Genomic DNA, 14118 nt, shown 5'->3' on the forward strand with positions numbered 1-14118 from the left:
CTCTTTGCCGTGGAGGCGGTGTCATGACCGTGGAACAGCTGTTCCGGCTGCCCGACCTGGGGGAGGGGCTGACCGAGGCCGAGGTGCTCGGCTGGAAGGTCGCCGTCGGCGACACCGTGCACGTCGACCAGGTCGTGATCGAGGTGGAGACGGCCAAGGCCGCCGTCGAGGTGCCGGTGCCGTTCGAGGGCACCGTGCTGAAGCTGTTCGCCGAGGCCGGTTCCGTGGTGTCGGTGGGGGAGCCGCTGATCGCCGTCGGCGCGGCCGTTTCCGGGGAATCCGTCGGCGCTGAGCAATCCAGTGGCTCCGAGCAAGCCGCCGGCTCCGGCAACGTGCTGATCGGCTACGGCACCAAGGACGACCAGCCCCGCACGCGTCGCCGCCGGGCCAAGGTCGCCACCGTGGCCAGGCCCGCCGAGCCGGCCGTCGCGCAGGCGCCGAAGGTGATCTCCCCGCTGGTCCGGAAGTTGGCCCGGGACAACGGGATCGACATCGCGACGCTCACGCCCAGCGGCCCCGACTCGATCATCCTCCGCAAGGACGTCGAGGCCGCCATCGCCAAGCCCGCGCCGGCCGTCGACGGGGAGCGGATCCCGCTGCGCGGCATGCGCCGGGCCATCGCCGACAAGCTCAGCCGCAGCCGTAGCGAGATCCCCGACGCCACCACCTGGGTGGACGTCGACGCCACCGGGCTGATGGACGCCCGCAAGGTCATCGGTGTCGGCGTGCTGGCCCTGATGGCCCGCATCTGCGTCGCCGGCCTGGCCCGGTACCCCGAGCTGAACTCCACTGTGGACACCGAGCGGCAGGAGATCGTCCGGCTCCGGTCGGTCAACCTCGGCTTCGCCGTCCAGTCCGACCGCGGCCTGGTGGTTCCCGTCGTCCGTGGGGCTGACCGCCTCACCACCCTGGAACTGGCCGCCGAGCTCACCCGCCTCACCGAGCTGGCCCGCGCCGGCACGCTCGGCGTCGAGGACATGACCGGCGGCACCTTCACCCTGAACAACTACGGCGTGTTCGGCGTGGACGGCTCGACCCCCATCATCAACCACCCGGAGGCCGGCCTGCTCGGCGTCGGCCGCATCACCGACAAACCCTGGGCCGTCGACGGCCAACTCGCCGTCCGCAAGGTCACCCAGCTTTCCTTCACCTTCGACCACCGCGTCTGCGACGGCGGCGTGGCCGGCGGATTCCTCCGCTACGTCGCCGACTGCGTGGAAAACCCGCTGACCCTGCTGAGAGGTTTGTAGAAACCCGGATCCGTAATCGCCGGTCAATTCGCGTCAAAAAGGCGGCGGGGACATCCCCGCCGCCTTTGCCGCTACGGAACAATCACCGGCCGAGCGGACCGGGCGGGCCGTCGCCCCGCTGGCCGGGGCCGCCGCGGCCGCGGCGGCGCAGGTAGCGCTCGAAGTCGGCGGCGATGGCGTCGCCGCTGGTCTCGGTGAGCTGGTTGTCGGCGTCGCCGCGCTCCTCGAGGGCGCGGACGTAGTTGCGCACGTCCTCGTCCTCCTCGGCCATCTCGGTGACCGTCTGCTCCCACTCCTCGGCCTGCTCCGGCAGCGCCCCGAGCGGCACCTCGATGTCGAGGGCCTCCTCCACCCGGTGCAGCAGCGCCAGCGTGGCCTTGGGGGCCGGGGGCTGCGAGACGTAGTGCGGCACGGCGGCCCAGAACGAGATCGCCGGCACGCCGGCCTGCACGCACGCGTCCTGGAACACCCCGACGATGCCGGTCGCGCCCTCGTACCGCGAGCTCTCCAGCCCGAACTTCGCCGCCGAGTTGGCGTCGTAGGCCATGCCGGTGACCGGCACGGGGCGGGTGTGCGGGGTGTCCATCAGCATGGCCCCCAGCGTCACGACGGTGGTCACGCCCAGCTGCTCGACGTAGCCGATCAGCTCGGCGCAGAACTTGCGCCACCGCATGTTCGGCTCGATCCCGTGCACGAGCACCACGTCCACCGAGGATCCCGGCGGGCGGCAGACCGACAGCCGGGTGGTTGGCCACTCGATCCGCCGCGTGATGCCCTCGACCATCCGGACCGTGGGTCGGGTGACCTGGAAGTCGTAGTAGTCGTCCGGGTCGAGTTCGGCGAGGGGAGTGGCGTCCCAGGTGAGTTCGAGGTGCTCGATCGCGGTGCTGGCGGCGTCGCCGGCGTCGTTCCACCCTTCGAAAGCGGCCACGAGGACGGGGTCGGTGAGCTGACGCTGCTCGGCCGAGGCGCCCTCTGGGTTCAGGTCCGGATCGGTCACCGGCCCAGCCTACGACCCGGGCCGCCGCCTACTCGTTCGGTGCACCTCATAAGTGCCCGCGCGTCGTAACGACGTCGCCTCGGCGCAGGGGTGTGTCGCTGGCCGCACCGGCCCTCGCAACGGCCGGTCGGCGGGGTCGGCTCGGTTACGGTGGGACGCGGTTGCACCTCGACAGGCGGGAGTTACCGTGCGCAGGCCGGCGGCGGTCTTGTTCGACATGGACGGCACTCTGATCGACTCGGAGAAGGTCTGGGACGTCTCGCTGGCCGATCTGGCCGCCGGCCTCGGCGGCGTGCTCTCGCCGGAGACGCGGGCCGTGATGATCGGGTCCAACATGGACCGGACCATGGTCCTGATGTTCGACGACCTCGGGCTGCCGCACGACCGGCTGGCCATGGAGGAGGGCGGCCGATTTCTCACCAAGCGAACAGAGGAGTTGTTCCGCGAGGGCCTGCCGTGGCGGCCCGGGGCGGCCGATCTGCTCGCGGCGGTGAAGGAGGCGGGCGTGCCGACGGCGTTGGTCACGTCCACCGAGCGCGCCCTGACCGAGGTCGCGCTGGACACGATCGGCCGTGACTTCTTCGACGTGACCATCTGTGGCGACGAGGTGGACGGCCGGAACAAGCCGCTGCCCGAGCCGTACCTGAAGGCGGCGCGGCTGCTGGGCGTCGACCCGGCCGACTGCGTGGCGATCGAGGACTCGCCGACCGGCTCCGCGTCGGCGGCCGCCGCGGGCTGCACGGTGCTGGTCGTGCCGTGCGACGTGGAGGTCCCGATCGGGCCGGGCATGGTGCACCGCGAGTCGCTGGTCGGCGTGGACGTGCCGGCACTCGGGGCACTGCTGGACCGGTAAATAGCGCCGCCAACTGGTATATCACCCGTTCGGCTGGCATTCTGGCAGGTACTACCGGGGACGGACGGGCGCCGGGGCCGAACAGGCCCCGGCGCCCGATTTCTTTCCCGCATTAATCGAAACGAGACAGGGTCGTTTTTTGGTGTGGCGGACGCGACCGTCGGCGGAATTGCCTTACCGATCGGTAGCGGATCTCCTTGACGGACCGTGTTTTTCCGCGCCGACGACAGGAGCCGCCGCTGTGAGGGCGTCCATCCGCACCAGCGTCCCCGTGCGCCACGCCGCCATGCTCGGCGTCGGGGCGTACCGGCCACGGCTGGTCGTGGACAACGACCAGGTGGCGGGGCTCATCGACTCCTCGGACGAGTGGATCCGCACCCGGTCCGGCATTCGCAGCCGCCGATGGGCGAGCGAGGACGAGACGATCGTCGAGATGGCCACCGCGGCGGCGTCGGCGGCGCTGGAGAGCAGCGGCATCGACCCGGAGCGGATCGGCTGCGTGCTGCTGGCGACGATCTCCAACCTGCGGCAGACGCCCGCGGCGGCCAGTGAGGTCGCCACCCGACTCGGCGCGGTGAACGCCGGAGCGATGGACATCTCCGCCGCCTGCGCCGGTTTCTGCTACGGCCTGGCGCTGGCCGGCGACATCGTGCGCGGCGGCAGCGCTGAGCACGTGCTGGTGATCGGCGTGGAGCGGATGACCGACCTGATCGACGACCGGGATCGCGGCACCGCGTTCCTGTTCGCCGACGGCGCCGGCGCGGCCGTCGTCGGCGGCAGCGACGAGCCCGGCATCGGGCCGGTGGTGTGGGGCAGCGACGGCAGCCAGGCCGAGTTGATCAGCCAGGACCACAGCTGGCTGGACTGGCGGGACCAGCTGGCCAAGGACCCGTCGGCGGAGGCGCCGGCGCTGCGGATGAACGGCCAGCCGGTGTTCCGGTGGGCGACCGTGGAGATGGCCAAGGTCGCGCGCCGCACGCTGGAGGCGGCCGGCATCGACGTCGCCGATCTCGACGCGTTCATCCCGCACCAGGCCAATGATCGGATCACCGAAGCTCTGGCCCGGTCGCTTCGGCTGCCGTCGTCGGTCGCCATCGCGCGGGACGTGGTCGAGCAGGGCAACACCTCCGCCGCGTCGGTTCCGCTCGCCATCGACGCGTTGCTGTCCTCTGGCGCCGCCCGCAGCGGCGACACCGCGCTCTTGCTGGGATTCGGCGCCGGCCTGAGCTTCGCCGGCCAGGTTGTCGTGCTGCCGTGACACCCGCCCGCTTGTTGCATATGAGTTGCAACTAGCCTTCGAGTGAACTGATCCGGTTCTCCGCGCGAAGTGATCTGGTGACCCGACTCGCGCCAGTTCGTACCTTCTGTCTGGAGACCCGGATCATGACAAGTCTTTCCCCAGTGTCGCGCCGCAAGCTGCTGCGCGGCGCGCTGGCCGTCGGCGCCGCCGGTGTCGTCGGCGGTGTCGCCGTCGAGGCGTTCACCACGGGCGCGTCGGCGCAGACCGACCCGCAGGCCGCGGGCGGCACGGCCGAGCCCGTGGTCGCGCACGTCCGGGACGTCGCGTCGGGGGACATCGACATCTTCGTCGGCACCAAGCTGGTCCGGCTCAAAGACCCGCAACTGGCCGCCCGACTGGCCCAGGCCGCCCGCTGACGAGGAGATTGACGTTGTCATCGCATCGCGAAGCCCCCGAGATCTCGCAGGACCCGGTCGCCGACTCCGCGGACCTGTACGCGTTCGTCAGCCCCGACGTGCCCAACACCGTCACGCTGATCGCGAACTACGTGCCGCTGCAGTCGCCCGCCGCCGGGCCGAACTTCTTCGAGTTCGGCGAGGACGTGCTGTACGAGATCAACATCGACAACGACGGCGACGGCCGGGCGGATGTCACCTACCAGTTCCGGTTCAAGACCGAGCTGGGCAACAACAACACGTTCCTGTACAACACCGGCCCGATCCAGTCGCTGGACTCGCCGAACTGGAACCGCAAGCAGTTCTACGACGTCACCCGGATCAGCCGCGGCCAGAGCCAGAAGCTCGGCGCCCACCTGCCCAGCCCGCCGTGCAACATCGGCCCACTGTCCACTCCGAACTACGCCAAGCTGGCCCAGGACGCCGTGCGCGACCTCGGCGGCGGCCGCAAGGTGTTCGCCGGGCAGCGTTCCGACGGCTTCTACGTCGACCTCGGCGCGATCTTCGACCTCGGCCGGCTGCGCCCGTTCGACGGCGCGCACAACAACTTCGGGCTGGCCAAGCTGGTCAACTCCGGCGGCGTGAACGCCACCAAGGACCTCAACGTGCACACCATCGCGCTGCAGGTGCCGATCTCGGACCTGACCCGCGGCGGCTACAACGCCAGGGACGTCAACAATCCCGCTTCCGTGATCGGCGTGTGGACCGCGGCGTTTCGGCAGCAGGTCAAGCTGTGGGACGACGTCAAGCGCAAGCACGAGTGGTCCGGACCGTGGAACCAGGTGTCCCGGCTGGGCAACCCCCTCGTCAACGAGGTGCTGATTCCCATGTCCCGCAAGGACGAGTGGAACCGCTCGCAGCCGTCGGACGACAAGAACTTCGCCCAGTTCGTCACCAAGCCCGAACTCGCCGGCCTGCTGCCGGTGCTGTACCCCGGCGCCTTCCCGAACCTGGACGCCCTGAACAAGTCCGGCAAGTCCCGCGACGACCTGGCCGCCGTCCTCCTGACCGGTCTCCCCTCCGGCGTGGTCAACGGTTTCCAGAACAACACCGGTCATGTGCAGGCCGACATGCTCCGCCTCAACACCGCCGTTCCGCCGGCCAGGAAGCCCAACATCCTCGGCGTCGTCGGCGGTGACCTGGCCGGTTTCCCCAACGGCCGCCGGGTTTACGACGACGTCGTCACGGTCGAACTTCGCGCCATCGCCGGGGTCACCTTCAGCCTCATCGACAAGAACTTCAAGCCCGACGCGGTCGCCGGGCAGGTCACCGACGGCCTTACTCCCGCCAACCTCGACATCCCTTTCATGCCGCACTTCCCGTACCTGGGCGTGCCCCACGACGGTTTCGACACGCCGGCGAAGTAGGAGCGAACTCCCGTGGCTGACAGCCTCGTTCTCGACATCGGCGGCGACATCGGCGCCCTCGTCATCCACACCGGCCCCGAGCTCGACTCCGCCGAGATCGAGCTCAGCCCCGTCGGTTTCGACCACCAGCGATTCCACAACCAGGTGCACGCCCGGCACTTACCCGACGGTGTGCGGCACAACGCCGTGTTCCCCCGGGTCCATGCCGGCGAGTACAGGGTCTGGCGGGATCACGACACCGTCCACGGCACCGTCCGCATCGAAGGCGGCCAGGTCGCCGAATACACCTGGTAGAACCCCGGTGAGTCGCGCTCTGGAGCACACCGAATGTAGGTTTCCAGCACATGCCTGAGGCTTACATTCGGTGTGTCTGAGAGCGCGACTCGCCGGGGTTTTCAGGCGGCGAACACTGCTCTGACGGCTGCGGCGCCGGTTTCGGCGGCGCGGCGGAGGCGGGGGATGTTGGTGGTGAGGCCGTTGATGCCGCAGTCGGTGGTGGGGCGCAAGGCCAGCAGGCCACGGCCGGTCAGGAGTTGCATGGCGGTGGCGTGCTTCTCGGCACGGCGACGCAAGGCCTCGGCGACTACGGGATCGAGGCCGCGGGCCACCACGGACATGAGGGGGTGTTCGCCACCCTTGGGGGATTTCTCGGTGGGGGCACGGGAAAGCAGCACCAGCACATGGGTGGCCTCCCGCTCCAACGCGCGTTCGATGGCGATGGGCTCGGCCACGGAGCCGTCGATCCACTGAGCGCCCTGCAACGAGATGGCGGGGCCACAGAGGAAAGGGACACAGGAGGTGGCCCGCAACGCCGCACGCCAGTCGTCGGCGCAGTCGAGGCCGGAGAGCTCCTCGGCGGTGCCGGTGTCGAGGCGGGTGGCGACGGTGCGCACGGGGATGTCGGAGTCGGCCAGCAGTTCGTAGTTGAGGGGCTTGGCCTTCTCCAGGACGTGCTCGACGAGGTAGTCGAGGCTGATCAGCGGCCCCCGACCGGTCAGCGCCCGGCGGTAGTTGATGAAGTCACGGGACGCGAGGTCCTCGTAGTACACGGCGCCGGCCTCGGAGCCCTTGCCGACGGCGAGCGCGACGGCGGAGAAGGCGCCGGCGGAGGTGCCGTAGACGTCGTCGAAGGCGTCGCGAAGGCCCAGCGCCTCGAGGGCGGAAACCATGCCGCCGGAGTAGACGCCCCGCATGCCGCCGCCCTCGACGACGAGCGCCACCCGCAGCCCGTCCTTGCGCCGTCCCGGCCTGCTGCCGGCGGCCCGCCGGGCCCGCAGCACGTCCAACACGTCCCGGTCGCCGTGCACGAAGTCCAACGCGCCCCACCTCTCAGGCGGCGCTCACTGCCTGCCTCGCCAGCAGGTCCCGGACCTCCCGGGCCGCCGCACGCCCTGCCCTCGTCGCGCCAACGGTACTAGCCGACGGCCCGTACCCGACGAGGTGAATTCGAGGGTCCACGACAACGCGGGTTCCGTCCATGAGGATGCCGCCGCCGGGGGCACGAAGACGCAGCGGGGCGAGGTGGTCGAGGGCAGCCCTAAACCCGGTGGCCCAGAGGATGACGTCGGCCGGCACGTGCCGGCCGTCGGACCACTCCACGCCGTCGGGCACGACGCGGTCGAACATCGGCAGCCGCTCCATCACACCGCGCGCCCGCGCCTCGGCGACGTCCGGCGTAACGCCCAATCCGGTCACACCGACCACGCTGATGGGTGGCAGCCCGGCCCGCACCCGCTCGTCGACCAGCGCCACCGCGGCGCGGCCGTCCTGCTCCTTGAACGGCCCCTCACGCCAGACCGGCGGCCGCCGCGTCACCCACGTCGTGTCGGCCGCGACCAGGGAGATCTCCGCCAGCGCCTGCGTCGCCGAGGCCCCACCGCCGACCACGACCACGCGCTTGCCGGCCATCTCCTCCGGCCCCTGGTAGTCGGCGGTGTGCAGCTGCCGGCCCTGGAACGTGCGCTGGCCGGGGTAGTGCGGCCAGAACGGCCGTTCCCACGTGCCGGTCGCATTGATCACGGCCCGGGCCACCCATTCACCCTTGTCGGTGACAACAAGCAGTCGACCGTCACCCTTCTCGCGGACCGACGTCACCCGAACCGGTCGAATTATCGGCAGCTCGTTCTTGCGCTCGAACGCCGCGAAGTACTCGGACACGACCTCGGACGCCGGCCGCGACTCGTCGGGCCGGCCCAGCGGCATGTCCGGCAGGTCGTGGATGCCGTGCACCTTGCCCAGCCGCAGCGACGGCCAGCGGTGTTGCCACGCCCCGCCCGCCACCGGCGCGCCGTCCAGCACCACGTGCCCGACGCCGTAGTGACGCAGGAAATAACTGGCCGACAACCCCGCCTGACCGGCTCCGATCACCATGACGTCGACATCCACACCCTGGGCAACGGCTACGGCAACCGGGTGCTTCCGCACTGCCTGTCGGATTGCTCACAGCGACCCGTATCAGCGGTCCTGGTCGGGGCTCATGGACAACGAGGAGGGGAGACCGAAATGTTCACCTTGACCTTCTGGCAGTGCACGATCGAACGCGCCATGAAGACGTTCTGCCAAGCGCTGGTTGCCGTTCTGGGAGCGGGAAGCGTCGGTTTGCTGAACGCTCCGTGGTCCACGTCGCTGTCCACCGCCGGCATGGCCGCGCTGCTGTCCGTGCTGACCTCCGTCGGGTCCGCCCCGCTGGGCAAACCCGGCACCCCGAGCCTGGTGCCGCCCGTGCACCAGGCCACCCCCAAGTAGGAAGCGGCCGTACGGGGGATGGGAGGATCAGCTCCCGTGAAGACGTTCGACGAGCTGTTCGCGGAGCTGACCGACCGCAAGAAGGACCGGCCCGCGGGGTCGGGCACGGTGGCGGCGCTGGACGACGGCGTCCATGCCCAGGGCAAGAAGGTCCTGGAGGAGGCGGGCGAGGTGTGGATCGCCGCCGAGCATGAGTCCGACGAGCGGCTGGCCGAGGAGATATCCCAGTTGCTCTACCGCGTCCAGGTGTTGATGCTGGGCCGTGACCTGACCCTCGACGACGTCTACCGCTACCTATGAGCGACAACGGGAGTAAGCAGATGCTGCGCGTCGCGGTGCCCAACAAGGGCGCCCTTGCCGGGAACTCAGCCGACATGCTGGCCGAGGCGGGCTACCGGGGACGCCATGAGCAGCGCGACCTCACCGTGCTCGACACCACCAACGACGTCGAGTTCTTCTTCCTCCGGCCCAAGGACATCGCCATCTACGTCGGCTCCGGCGAGCTGGACCTCGGCATCACCGGCCGGGACCTGGCGATGGATTCCGGCGCCGGCGTCGAGGAGCTGCTGTCGCTGGGCTTCGGCGGCTCGCAGTTCCGCTACGCCGCGCCGGCCGGCCGCGACTGGAAGGTCGACGACCTGCAGGGCATGCGGCTGGCCACGGCCTACCCGCGGCTGGTCGTGGACGATTTGAGCCGGCGCGGCATCGAGGCGGACGTGATCCGCCTCGACGGCGCCGTGGAGATCTCCGTGCAGCTCGGCGTCGCCGACGCCATCGCCGACGTCGTCGGCTCCGGCCGCACGCTCCGTCAGCACAACCTGGTGGCCTTCGGCGACGTGATCTGCAAGTCCGAGGCGATCCTGGTCAAGCGCGACGGCTCGGAGCTGACCGCGCCCATGTCGCAGCTGACCGCCCGGCTCAAGGGCGTCGTGCTGGCCCAGCAGTACCTGATGCTGGACTACGACTGCCCCAAGGCCATCCTCGACGACGCCCTGACGATCACGCCCGGCCTGGAGTCGCCGACCGTGGCGCCGCTGGCCGACGAGACCTGGGCCGCCGTGCGGGCGATGGTGCCGCGCAAGGAAGCCAACAAGATCATGGACGAGCTGGCGGCGCTGGGCGCCAAGGCGGTGCTGGCCTCGGACATCCGCTCGTGCCGACTGTGACCCCGGGCCCACGCTGACCCACCCGCCCCAGTGCTGGCCGCGTTCGTGCCCATCCGGGCGCTGACCGTGCTCGGCGACCGCGCCGAACTGGTGCTGGGCCGGCTGGTGTTCCACGTCGCGATGCCGGCGGTCCTGTTCACGACGCTGAGCAGGACGCCGGTGTCCCGGCTGCTGACGCCGGCGCTCGGCCTGGACGGGCACCTGCTGTCCATGATCGCGCTGTCCGGCGTAACAGCGTTCACGCATGCCTAGTGCAACGATCCCGGCCATGCCCGGGAACACGATCGAGCGCACCCTGGACATCGCCCTGGCCGCCGTGCCGGCGCCGCGTCGCGTCCTCGACGTCGGCTGCGGGCTCGGCACGCTGCTGCGGCTGCTCGCCACGCGGGTGCCCGAGGCCGAGGCCCTGGTCGGCATCGACGCCGAGGCCGACGTCGTGAAGGCCGCCTCCGCCGTGCCCGGCCTCGATCCACGGATCCGCTACGGCAACGCCTTCGCCGAGCACCTGCCGTTCGCCGACGGCGGCTTCGACCTGGTCGTCAGCACCATGTCCTTCGACCGCTGGCACGACCAGCGCCAGGGCCTGGCGGAATGCGCCCGCATGCTCCGGCCCGGCGGCACACTCGTGCTCAGCGACCTGTTCTCGCCGCTGCTGGGCCCCTCCGCGTGGCTGCGGTGCCGGGCGCGTACCCGCCGCAGCGCCGACCGGCTGCTGGCCGCGGTCGGTTTCCGCGAGCCGACCTGGCATTCGTCGCTGCTGACGGCGACCGTCGTGGCGAGGACCTAGGCCGTCAGCGCCGCGATCGCGTCCGGCACCGAGGCGTGCACCTGGAACGCCGGCATCAGGCCGCTGACCTGCAACGGACGCAGCACCACCCGCTGGTCGCCGACCAGCCGGAGATCGACGCCCGAGTCGTTGGCCCGGTCGCGTGTCGACAGCAGCACGCGCAGGCCGGTCGAACCGAGGAAGCTCACCCGGTCCAGGTCCACGATCACCGCCGGGGCGCCGCTGCCGACGGCCTGCCCCAGCTCGGCCTCGGCGACGTCGGCGGTCGACAGGTCGAGCTCGCCGCTGACGTGCACGACGACGGCGTCGCCGGCGGCCTCGGTGCGGACCGTGATCAGGTCGAAGTCCTCGACGGACATGCACACTCCCTTCGCCGGGCCACCCTGGGTGACCGGGCGTGCGGGTCGGGTGAACGACAGCCTAGTCCGCTCGATCCAGCGCCGTCTCCACCCCGGGGTCCGGTTCCGGCCAGCCCGGGTACGGCGGCGGCGTGCCGCCGAACTCCGGGCACAGCGCCTTGTGGTCGCACCAGTCGCACAGCCGGCTCCGGTTCGGCCGGAAGTCACCGGTCTTGCCGGCCTTGAGGATGGCGTCCCAGATCGCCTCCAGCGTGCGCTCGAACCGGCGGAGCTCCGCCTCGTCCGGCTGGTAGGCCAGGTTCTGCCGGTCCGACAGGTACATCAGCAGCAGCTGCCGGGGCACCACGCCGCGCAGCCGCCACAGCACCAGGGCGTAGAACTTCATCTGGAACATGGCCTTGGCCTCGCCGATCTCCCGCGGCGCGGCCCCCGTCTTGTAGTCGACGACCCGGATCTCACCCGTCGGCGCCACGTCCAGCCGGTCGATGTAGCCGCGCAGCAGCATGCCCGACGGCAGCTCCGCCTCCACCAGCAGCTCGCACGCCTCCGGCTCCAGCCGGCGCGGGTCCTCCAGGCCGAAGTAGCTGGTCAGCATGCCCTCCGCCGAGGCCAGCCACTCGGTGAGCTCCTCCTCCTGCTCGAACAGCTCGCCCAGCTCCGCGCGCTCCGCCAGCAGGTCCTGCCAGGCCGGCCCGAGCAGGTCCTTGGCCGTGTCCGGCACCCGCTCGTTGGCCGGCAGCCCGAACAGTCGTTCCAGCACCGAGTGCACGACCGTGCCCCGGATCTGCGCCTTGGTCGGCTTCTCCGGCAGCCGGTCGACCGCCCGGAACCGGTAGAGCAGTGGGCACTGCTTGAAATCGCTGGCCCGCGAGGGGGACAGCGCCGGCCTGCGCACGACCTTCTCCATGATTCAAACGCTACCCAGCGGGTCTGACAGTCCCGATGCGGCCCGTGCGCCGGCGGGTGAAGACCACCCGAATGCCGTCGCGGCGAATACGGTCGCGGGTGGCGGGCCGGAGGACCGCCGATCCCGGGGTCAGTACTCGTTCTTGATGACGAAGTAGGAGCCGCGGATGGTTCCGGCCAGCTTCGACTTCTGTCGGGCGAACTTGAACGAGGCGAGTTCCGCGGGGACTTCCATCCCGTCGGAGAGCTTGAAGCCGACCGCTCGTTTCCCGGACTCGTCGACGGTGTACATCACGTTGATGGAAAGACCGTTCTCGTAGAAGACATAGGCCATCCGAATGTTCTCGACCTGGAACGCGGTCGCCTCGAGCGGGCGAGAGGAGATGACGATGCCGCGTTCTTCCGCAAGGATCCGGTGCACCCAGTCGATGGTCGGCCCGGCGTCGCTCGCGGGCTCGACCGTGAAGACGTGGTCGTACTTGTTCTTGAAGTACCGGGCCTCGTTCGCCCGCAGGCCGGCCAGCGCGGCCGCGACCGGCGACGACTCCAGGCCGACGGTCGACACGGTGTCGAAGTCCACGACATAGGGCATGACGAATTCCTCCGCGTGCATGTCCGGTGGAGTCGAACCTCTTCCACCGATGGTCGAACTCAGCGTATGCGCTGGTAGCGAAGGTGGACGACCCGGGAGCTCGGCGTCCGGGACTCGGTCAGCCGCAGGTCGAGGGTGGCCAGCGGCGGGAAGTGCGGGTGCCGCCGCCTCGTCACGGCGGCCCCACACCAGGGGCTCTACCCTGCTCTTGTGGCCACCACCAGCTGGACCCGTCCGGGCGACCCCGATGGTGGCCTTCGTCTGTTCCGGGTCGGCACCGTGCCGGTGCTGCTGGCGCCGTCCTGGTGGATCGGCTCGATCGTGGTCACGGCCCTGTACACGCCGATGGTGGGCCAGCTCATGCCGGGCATCGGCACGGCGGCGGCGCTGGTCCTGGCGGCGAGCTTCGCCCTGCTGCTGGGGGTCTCGGTGCTGGCCCACGAGCTGGGCCACTGCATGGTGGCGCTGCGCTACGGCCTCCCGGTCCGCCGGCTGAGGCTGTTCCTGCTGGGCGGCATCTCGGAGGTGGGCCGCTCGCCGGCGAAGCCGGCGCAGGAGGGCCTGGTCGCGGCGGCGGGTCCGGCGGTGTCGATCGTGCTGGCGCTGGTGTTCGGCGCGACGCTGTTCGTGGTGCCGCAGGGCGGCCCGATCTGGCTGCTGCTGCTCGAAACGACGCTGGCGAACGCGGCGGTGGCGGTGTTCAACCTGCTGCCGGGCCTGCCGCTGGACGGCGGCCGGATGCTCAGGGCGGCGGTCTGGGGCCTGACGGGCAAACGCGGCACGGGAACCCGCACGGCGGTGGTGGGCGGCGGCATCGTGGCGGGCCTGCTGCTGTTGTGGGCGCTGCTGCGCCTGGTCCAGGGCTCGACGGACCGCTGGTTGTGGCTGGGCGTCTGCGTGGTGACCGCGTGGTTCGTGATCGCGGGCGCCCGCAGCGAACTGCTCTCCGAGGTCCAGCGGACCTGGCCGGAGGGGGTGACCCTGGCCGATCTGGTACGTCCGGTGCTGCAGCTGCCGGCGGAGAGCCCGGTGGCGGACGCGCTGGCGGCCTCGGCGGGCAGGGGAGTGGTGCTGGTCCGGGCCGACGGAGTGGCCGCTGGCCTGCTGGACGAGGACGCGGCCCGCCGCATCGCGGAGCAGTCGCCGCTGACGCCGGCGGAGGTGGCGGCCGAGCCGATCCGGCCGGAGACGGTGCTGCTGGACTCGGACCCGAACGACGAGATCGCGGAGCGGGTCCGCACCACGGCCGCCTGGCAGTTCCTCGTGGTGGACGACGAAGGGCGACCGGCGGGCGTGCTGCGCCGCCAGGACCTCAGGGCCGCCTCGATGGGCCGCAAGCGGGGTTGAGAGGATGACGGCCGAGAATCCGCCGGCACATGCGGGTCCGGCCTGAATGGC

18 protein-coding genes are annotated in these 14118 nt (G+C 70.6%); 12 read left to right on the plus strand and 6 right to left on the minus strand.

Going from position 1 to position 14118, the window contains the following annotated elements:
* The first annotated feature begins 23 nt into the window (after positions 1–23).
* Entirely contained in the window at positions 24–1250 is a 1227-nt protein-coding gene (locus BJ998_RS34240) for a dihydrolipoamide acetyltransferase family protein (RefSeq protein WP_184867445.1), read from the plus strand.
* A gap of 82 nt (positions 1251–1332) precedes the next feature.
* On the opposite strand, the gene BJ998_RS34245 is transcribed toward BJ998_RS34240, so the two are convergent.
* The gene (locus tag BJ998_RS34245; protein ID WP_184867446.1) at positions 1333–2250 is read right to left on the minus strand and encodes a PAC2 family protein; all 918 of its coding nucleotides are present in this window, start codon (positions 2248–2250) and stop codon (positions 1333–1335) included.
* A gap of 187 nt (positions 2251–2437) precedes the next feature.
* Here BJ998_RS34245 and BJ998_RS34250 point away from each other — a divergent pair, with 187 nt between their 5' ends.
* From BJ998_RS34250 to BJ998_RS34270, 5 genes are all read left to right on the plus strand, one after another.
* Positions 2438–3103 carry an HAD family hydrolase gene (locus BJ998_RS34250; protein ID WP_312890456.1) on the plus strand — a complete coding sequence of 222 codons (666 nt, stop codon included), beginning with the start codon at positions 2438–2440 and terminating at the stop codon, positions 3101–3103.
* A 241-nt stretch (positions 3104–3344) separates the two neighbouring features.
* Entirely contained in the window at positions 3345–4361 is a 1017-nt protein-coding gene (locus BJ998_RS34255; protein WP_312890457.1) for a beta-ketoacyl-ACP synthase III, read from the plus strand.
* 125 nt (positions 4362–4486) lie between these two features.
* Positions 4487–4759, plus strand: coding sequence for a twin-arginine translocation signal domain-containing protein (locus BJ998_RS34260; RefSeq protein WP_184867447.1), 273 nt, complete (start codon positions 4487–4489; stop codon positions 4757–4759).
* 14 nt (positions 4760–4773) lie between these two features.
* On the plus strand, positions 4774–6165 hold the full coding sequence (locus BJ998_RS34265) for a DUF4331 domain-containing protein (RefSeq protein WP_184867448.1): 1392 nt from the start codon (positions 4774–4776) through the stop codon (positions 6163–6165).
* A 12-nt stretch (positions 6166–6177) separates the two neighbouring features.
* Positions 6178–6459, plus strand: coding sequence for a phospholipase (locus BJ998_RS34270; protein WP_184867449.1), 282 nt, complete (start codon positions 6178–6180; stop codon positions 6457–6459).
* Positions 6460–6560: 101 nt separating this feature from the next.
* On the opposite strand, the gene BJ998_RS34275 is transcribed toward BJ998_RS34270, so the two are convergent.
* The gene (locus BJ998_RS34275) at positions 6561–7472 is read right to left on the minus strand and encodes a patatin-like phospholipase family protein (protein ID WP_312890588.1); all 912 of its coding nucleotides are present in this window, start codon (positions 7470–7472) and stop codon (positions 6561–6563) included.
* A gap of 22 nt (positions 7473–7494) precedes the next feature.
* Positions 7495–8535, minus strand: coding sequence for an NAD(P)-binding domain-containing protein (locus tag BJ998_RS34280; RefSeq protein WP_184867451.1), 1041 nt, complete (start codon positions 8533–8535; stop codon positions 7495–7497).
* 132 nt (positions 8536–8667) lie between these two features.
* Here BJ998_RS34280 and BJ998_RS34285 point away from each other — a divergent pair, with 132 nt between their 5' ends.
* The 5 genes from BJ998_RS34285 to BJ998_RS34305 are packed head-to-tail and all read left to right on the plus strand — an operon-like array spanning position 8668 to position 10863.
* The gene (locus BJ998_RS34285; RefSeq protein WP_184867452.1) at positions 8668–8910 is read left to right on the plus strand and encodes a holin; all 243 of its coding nucleotides are present in this window, start codon (positions 8668–8670) and stop codon (positions 8908–8910) included.
* Between the two features lie 36 nt (positions 8911–8946).
* On the plus strand, positions 8947–9210 hold the full coding sequence (locus BJ998_RS34290; RefSeq protein WP_312890458.1) for a phosphoribosyl-ATP diphosphatase: 264 nt from the start codon (positions 8947–8949) through the stop codon (positions 9208–9210).
* Between the two features lie 20 nt (positions 9211–9230).
* A complete protein-coding gene (gene hisG, locus BJ998_RS34295) occupies positions 9231–10076 on the plus strand; it encodes an ATP phosphoribosyltransferase (RefSeq protein WP_184867454.1) in 846 nt (281 codons plus the stop codon).
* A 30-nt stretch (positions 10077–10106) separates the two neighbouring features.
* A complete protein-coding gene (locus BJ998_RS34300; protein ID WP_184867455.1) occupies positions 10107–10328 on the plus strand; it encodes a hypothetical protein in 222 nt (73 codons plus the stop codon).
* The gene (locus BJ998_RS34305) at positions 10321–10863 is read left to right on the plus strand and encodes a class I SAM-dependent methyltransferase (protein WP_184867456.1); all 543 of its coding nucleotides are present in this window, start codon (positions 10321–10323) and stop codon (positions 10861–10863) included. Before BJ998_RS34300 ends, BJ998_RS34305 begins: the two co-directional genes overlap by 8 nt.
* Here the strand turns inward: BJ998_RS34305 and BJ998_RS34310 are convergent.
* The 3 genes from BJ998_RS34310 to BJ998_RS34320 form a co-directional block, all read right to left on the minus strand.
* Positions 10860–11222, minus strand: coding sequence for an STAS domain-containing protein (locus tag BJ998_RS34310; RefSeq protein ID WP_184867457.1), 363 nt, complete (start codon positions 11220–11222; stop codon positions 10860–10862). The genes BJ998_RS34305 and BJ998_RS34310 overlap by 4 nt on opposite strands.
* Positions 11223–11283: 61 nt before the next feature.
* A complete protein-coding gene (locus tag BJ998_RS34315; protein WP_184867458.1) occupies positions 11284–12129 on the minus strand; it encodes a RecB family exonuclease in 846 nt (281 codons plus the stop codon).
* Positions 12130–12258: 129 nt separating this feature from the next.
* A complete protein-coding gene (locus BJ998_RS34320) occupies positions 12259–12720 on the minus strand; it encodes a DUF8821 family protein (protein WP_184867459.1) in 462 nt (153 codons plus the stop codon).
* Positions 12721–12930: 210 nt separating this feature from the next.
* Here BJ998_RS34320 and BJ998_RS34325 point away from each other — a divergent pair, with 210 nt between their 5' ends.
* Positions 12931–14067 (plus strand): site-2 protease family protein, encoded by a 1137-nt coding sequence (locus BJ998_RS34325; RefSeq protein ID WP_184867460.1) that lies wholly within the window; start codon positions 12931–12933, stop codon positions 14065–14067.
* Positions 14068–14118: the final 51 nt, after the last annotated feature.

Origin of the sequence: Kutzneria kofuensis (assembly GCF_014203355.1) — a bacterium.
GTDB classification, from domain to species: Bacteria; Actinomycetota; Actinomycetes; order Mycobacteriales; family Pseudonocardiaceae; genus Kutzneria; species Kutzneria kofuensis.